The 5372-nt window shown below is 70.7% G+C and carries 5 protein-coding genes and 1 pseudogene; 1 reads left to right on the top strand and 5 read right to left on the bottom strand.

The window, feature by feature from the left end; all coding sequences use genetic code 11:
• The 3 genes from CSR00_RS29230 to CSR00_RS29220 all read right to left on the bottom strand — a co-directional run.
• Nucleotides 1–1289, bottom strand: a 1289-nt coding sequence (locus CSR00_RS29230; protein WP_099025853.1) for a lytic transglycosylase domain-containing protein, incomplete at its 3' end; no start/stop codon positions are given.
• A 244-nt stretch (nucleotides 1290–1533) separates the two neighbouring features.
• Nucleotides 1534–2073 (bottom strand): DUF1003 domain-containing protein, encoded by a 540-nt coding sequence (locus CSR00_RS29225; RefSeq protein WP_099025852.1) that lies wholly within the window; start codon nucleotides 2071–2073, stop codon nucleotides 1534–1536.
• Entirely contained in the window at nucleotides 2070–3362 is a 1293-nt protein-coding gene (locus CSR00_RS29220) for a magnesium transporter MgtE N-terminal domain-containing protein (protein WP_099025851.1), read from the bottom strand. The genes CSR00_RS29225 and CSR00_RS29220 overlap by 4 nt, the downstream gene beginning before the upstream one ends.
• 25 nt (nucleotides 3363–3387) lie before the next feature.
• Here CSR00_RS29220 and CSR00_RS29215 point away from each other — a divergent pair, with 25 nt between their 5' ends.
• Entirely contained in the window at nucleotides 3388–4356 is a 969-nt protein-coding gene (locus CSR00_RS29215) for an HpcH/HpaI aldolase/citrate lyase family protein (RefSeq protein ID WP_099025850.1), read from the top strand.
• A 15-nt stretch (nucleotides 4357–4371) separates the two neighbouring features.
• Here the strand turns inward: CSR00_RS29215 and CSR00_RS29210 are convergent, their stop codons facing one another.
• Together CSR00_RS29210 and CSR00_RS29205 are read right to left on the bottom strand one after the other, a co-directional pair.
• Nucleotides 4372–4827, bottom strand: coding sequence for a DUF4190 domain-containing protein (locus CSR00_RS29210; RefSeq protein ID WP_099025849.1), 456 nt, complete (start codon nucleotides 4825–4827; stop codon nucleotides 4372–4374).
• 3 nt (nucleotides 4828–4830) lie between these two features.
• Nucleotides 4831–5211: pseudogene (locus tag CSR00_RS29205) on the bottom strand (DUF4190 domain-containing protein); the annotation flags it as partial.
• Nucleotides 5212–5372 lie beyond the last annotated feature (161 nt).

Below are 5372 nucleotides of genomic sequence, written 5' to 3'. Positions count from 1 at the left end.
ACCGTGCCGGATTCGAGGCCGCCATCAACGAGGCATCCACCGATCCGATCCCGGTCTTCATGACGCAGTTCGATTCTCCGTTGGGCCTTTCCATCCGGCGGTGGTGCGCCGAACGGCGGGGCCGGCGCCGGCGGGGCCGCGGGTGCGGCGTCGGGTTGCGCCAGGGCCGGGGCCGACGGCGTCCCGGTGATGCAGAAGATGGCGCACGGTGCCAGCTGCGGCGCGTGCGGTGTCCCCTCGCCGAGCGGCCCGGGCGGAACCGGCAGCTGATTGGCCACGCCGGTGTCGTTGAGGCTGCCCGTCCCGAAGGCGGTCATGGGCAGGTCCGGGCCCAGCCCCTGGAAGTTGTCCAGGTGTGCGTCGCTGATCGGCGGCACCGGGCCGGTGATCGGCGGCAGGTTGACCGGCTCGACGCCGGTGGCGTAGGCCGCCGCCCAGCCCAGCACGTTGCGGGCGTAGGCGGTGGAGTTGTTGTAGCGCAGGATGGCCGCCATCACGTGCGAGGGGTCGCGCAGGTTCATGTTGCCGCTGCACAGATAGCGCGCGGCGGCCAGCGCGGCGTCGTAGACGTTCTGGGGGTCGGCGTTGCCGTCGCCGTCGCCGTCGGAGGCGTAGCGCGACCAGGTGCCCGGCAGGAACTGCATCGGCCCCATCGCGCGGGCGTAGATGACGCGCCCGGCCTGCCGGCTCTGCACGATGATCTCGTTACCGGGCAGCGTGCCGTCCAGGGCGGGTCCATAGATCGGGCTGACGGCCTTGCCCTGCGCGTCGGTGGCGCCGTTGTTGGCGTGTCCGGACTCGATGCGCCCGATGCCGGCCAGCAGGTTCCAGCTGACGCCGCAGTTGGGGTAGGCGCGCGCCATCATCGACTCGGCGTTGCGGTAGGCGCTCAACGCGACGGCCGGGATACGCAGCGCGCCGGGCGCGGTGACCACCGCGGCCGGCGGCGGTGCCGACAGGGTCGATGCCGCGATGCGGAAGTTGGCGGGACTCCGCTGGACCGGGACCACCGTGGGACCCGAGGTGTCCGGCGGCGTCGGCGCGACGGCCGCCAACGGCAGCACATCGGTGCCGCTGATCTGAGGCGCCGGGTTGGGCGGCTGACTCGAGAGGGTGGTGGAGGGTCCCGCCCCGGCCACCGCCGCCGCGAGCACCAGTGGGGTGATGACCGCCACCCCGAGAACGGGTCGGCTGCCGGCCTTGGCGGCGCCGCCGCGCGCAGTGTCGCGCGCAGTGTTCAGTGCCCTCGTGAGGGCCGGGCGCACACCCGAACCTCCCCCTATGCGCACGTGACCGTCCTCGACTGCGGGGGCGGGAATCCACCCGCCCGGACCCTGTGAACCAAGTCACCATACATACTCTCGTGACAGTTGTGGCGACAATGGTCGGCCTTCACAGTCTCCGGCCTCGGCGTCGATTCCGTGCTCGTTTTCACGTCCTTCTCACCTCGCGGAACCTCGCGGAACCTCGCGGACCCCGGTCGGTTCCGCCCCGGACCCGGAACCGATGTCGGGATCCGATCGCCGGGCCCGGTCACCCGCCGGACTTCTTTCCGCGCTTGTCGGTGCCGTCGCGGCCCGACTCGTTCTTCTCCGGCGCCAGCGGCTGCAGGGCCTGCAGCATCTGGTGCAACTCCTCCAGTTCGCGGCGCAGGTAGTCGCGGGTGGCGACCTCGCCGATCGCCAGCCGCAGCGCCGCCAACTCCCGGGCCAGGTACTCCGTGTCGGCCTTGGTCTGCTCGGCACGCCGGCGGTCCTCCTCCAGCGAGACCCGGTCCCGGTTCTCCTGACGGTTCTGCGCCAACAGGATCAGCGGGGCGGCGTAGGCCGCCTGGGTGGAGAACGCCAGGTTCAGCAGGATGAACGGGTAGGGGTCCCACTGCCAGGCGAACGCCCCCGCGTTGAGCAGGATCCACAGGATGACCACGACGGTCTGGATGGCCAGGTAGCGGCCGGTGCCCAGGAACCGGGCGAACGTCTCGCTGGCCCGGCCGACGGCCTCCACGTCGAGCCGGGGCGTGCTGAGCCGGGACGTGCGCGGCGTGTCGAGCCTGCCGCGGGTGGACTCGCTCACGAGGTGCCCTCGGGGATCGGCAACTCGGGTTCCTCCGCCGAGGAACGCCAGTCGTGCGGCAGCAGGTGATCGAGCACGTCGTCGACGGTGACCGCGCCCAGCAGATGGTTCTCCTCGTCGACCACCGGCCCGCACACCAGGTTGTAGGCCGCGAAGTAGCGGGTCACCGCCGCCAGCGAGGAGTCCGGGGCCAACGTCGGCAGATCGGTGTCGACGATCCCGCTGACCAGCGCTGCCGGTGGCTCGCGCAGCAGCCGCTGCAGGTGCACGCAGCCCAGGTAGCGGCCGGTGGGTGTCGAGGTCGGCGGCCGCACCACGAACACCAGCGACGAACCCGCGGGGGTCAGGTCCGGGTCGCGCACCCGGGCCAGCGCCTCGGCCACGGTGGTGCCCGGTGCCAGCACCACCGGCTCGGAGGTCATCAGGCCGCCGGCGGTGTCGGGGGAGTGCTGCAGCAGCCGGCGCACCGGGTCGGAGTCCTCGGGATCCATCCTGGACAGCAGCGATTCGGCCTGGTTCGGGTTGAGCACCCCGAGCAGGTCGGCGGCGTCGTCGGGATCCATGGCCTCCAGCACGTCGGCGGCCCGCTCGGTTTCCAGCGTCAGGACCAGCTCGGTCTGCTCGTCGGGCGGCAGCTCCTGCAGGATGTCGGCCAGACGCTCGTCGTCGAGGGCGTTGATCACCTCGATGCGGCGTTTGGGTGGCAGCTCGCGGATGGCGTCGGCGACCTCGATGGGTCGCTGGTCCTCGAACTGGTGCAGTAGCTGGGCCACGCCCTGCCCGGGCATCGCCAGCCCCGACGGGGTCAGGCCCTGCACGTTCTGCCACTCCACGACGTGCACCGTGGTGCGGCGCAGCCGGCGGTGGCTGCGCACGGCCACCCGGGTCACCACCCAGTCCCGGGAGCGGACCTGCTCGATGCCGAGGTCGACGACCACCACGTCCAAGCCGGCCAGCTGGGGCAGCTCCGGGTCGTTGACACGCACCCGCGTGTCGAGCACCTGGCCCAGCACCAGCACCTCGCCGGGACGCTGAGCGAACCGGCGCAGGGAGACGTTGCCCGTGGTCAGCGTCACCGAATGCGGCTCGATCGAGGTGACCCGCAGGATTGGGACGAAAATCCTTCTGCGGGTGAGAAGTTCGACGACGAGACCCAGTACGCGTGGCTGCTGGCGGACGATGCTGATACTGATGACGACGTCGCGGACCCGGCCCACCGACTCGCCGTCGGGGCCCAGTACGACCAGACCGGCCAAGCGTGCCGCATACACCCGGTTGACCGTCGCCATAACCACAAAGAGTAGGAGTGAATGCGTGACTTCCGCGTATCGGGCCCGTCGGACGTGTCTGTCGGTGCCGGGCAGCAACCCCAAGATGATCGACAAGGCCAAGACTCTGCCCGCCGACGAGGTGTTCCTCGACCTGGAGGACGCGGTGGCCCCGGACGCGAAAGCCGCCGCACGCACGGCCGTCGCGGCGGCGCTGGCCCAGCCCGGATGGGCCGGGCAGCTGCGCGGTGTGCGGGTCAACGACTGGACCACACCGTGGACCCATGCCGACGTGATCGAGGTGGTCGGCGCGGCCGGCGCCGAGCTGGACGTCGTCGTTCTGCCCAAGGTCACCGAGCCGGCCCACGTCAGCGCCCTGGACCTGCTGTTGACCCAGCTGGAGCTCACCCATGGGCTCGAGGTCGGCGGGATCGGGATCGACGCGCAGATCGAGGACGCGCGGGGCCTGACGAATGTCGACGCGATCGCCGCCCACCCCCGCGTGCACGCGCTGGTGCTGGGCCCGGCCGACCTGATGGCCAGCCTGAACACCCGCACGCTGGTGGTCGGCGAGCAACCCGAGGGCTACGACGTCGGCGACGCCTACCACCATGTGCTGATGACGATCCTGGTGGCCGCGCGGGCGCACGGGATCGCCGCGATCGACGGACCGTATCTGAAGATCCGCGACGTCGACGCGTTCCGGCGGGTCGCGGGGCGCTCGGCGGCGCTGGGCTACGACGGCAAGTGGGTGCTGCATCCGGACCAGATCGCCGCGGGCAACGAGATCTTCAGTCCGCGCCAGCAGGACTACGACCGCGCCGAACTGATCCTGGAGGCCTACGAATGGCACACCTCCCGCGCCGGCGGTGCGCGGGGCGCGGTCATGCTCGGCGACGAGATGATCGACGAGGCCAGCCGCAAGATGGCGCTGGTGATCGCCGGCAAGGGGCGTGCGGCCGGGATGAGCAGGCTCGCCGAGCCGTTCAGCCCGCCGGATCAGCCCACCGGTTAGCCAGCTAGCCCACCCCTAGCCCACGATGTAGGCGAAGGTCAGCGGGACCGCCAGCACGATCGAGGCCACCCCGATGGCCATGCCCGCCGTCGCCAGCCCGAATCCGGCCTGGCCGGTGCGTCTGGTCTCCGACATGGCCATTGCCCCGAGCACGATGGCCACCAGCGACAGCACGAAACACATGCAGAACGGCACGCCGAGGATCGCGCACGTCAGGGATCCGATGGCCTTGCCGTTGGTGCCGCGCGGGCGCTGCGGGCGGTACGGGTCGTAGGGATCGGCGTAGCCCGGCCCGGGTGCGTAACCGGGATACGGCGGCGGATAGACCGGCGGCGGCAGTCCCGCCCAGGCGGTCGGGCCGGGATAGTCCGGCGGATAGTCGACCGGGGCATCGGGGTCGGGAGTGGGACCGGCCGGGTTCTGCCGCGGCGGATACTCGGGCCACTGCCGGGGTGGTTCGGGTTCGGTCATGGCTCAGCGCAGCGCGTAGATGGTCCAGATCAGGTTGATCACCAGGCTGGTGATGCCGACGACGATGCCGCCCATCGCGAGCCCGTAACCGGCCTGCCGGGTCTGCTTGATCTGGTTGAGCGCCACGGCGCCCAGCACGATTCCCACGATCGAGCCGATCCCGCACAGCAGTCCGAACACCGAGGCCACCAGTGACGCGATGGCCATCGTGTTGGTGCCGTTGCCCGGTTCCTGACCGTAGCCGCCCGGGTAACCCGCCGGATAGCCCTGTCCGTAGTCGGGTGCGGCCGGGTAGCCCGGCGGGTAGCCGGGACCGTAGCCGCCCGGATAGCCGGCACCGTAGGCGGCCGGGTCGGTGTAGCCCGGTGGCGGATACCCCGGGGGCTGTCTCGTAGACACATCTCCGAGCCCACGAGACCGAGGCCGAAGGCGGATGCCGTCTGCTGCCCGAAGACAGAAAACACGATCAGGAAGCAACCAATTATGTAACTGTCTCGTATGCACGTGTCCGATCACACGAGAACGGTTCTTAGCACGAATGCCGA

This window comes from Mycolicibacterium palauense (genome assembly GCF_002592005.1).
Taxonomy (GTDB): domain Bacteria; phylum Actinomycetota; class Actinomycetes; order Mycobacteriales; family Mycobacteriaceae; genus Mycobacterium; species Mycobacterium palauense.
Note: the sequence above shows the minus strand (reverse complement) of the source record. Positions and strands in the feature narration are given on the sequence as shown.

What these genes read in the sequence shown, in the direction of transcription:
- CSR00_RS29220 (WP_099025851.1), bottom strand. Translation starts at nt 3,362, where the DNA reads ATGGCGACGGTCAACCGGGTGTATGCGGCACGCTTGGCCGGTCTGGTC.
- CSR00_RS29210 (WP_099025849.1), bottom strand. Translation starts at nt 4,827, where the DNA reads ATGACCGAACCCGAACCACCCCGGCAGTGGCCCGAGTATCCGCCGCGG.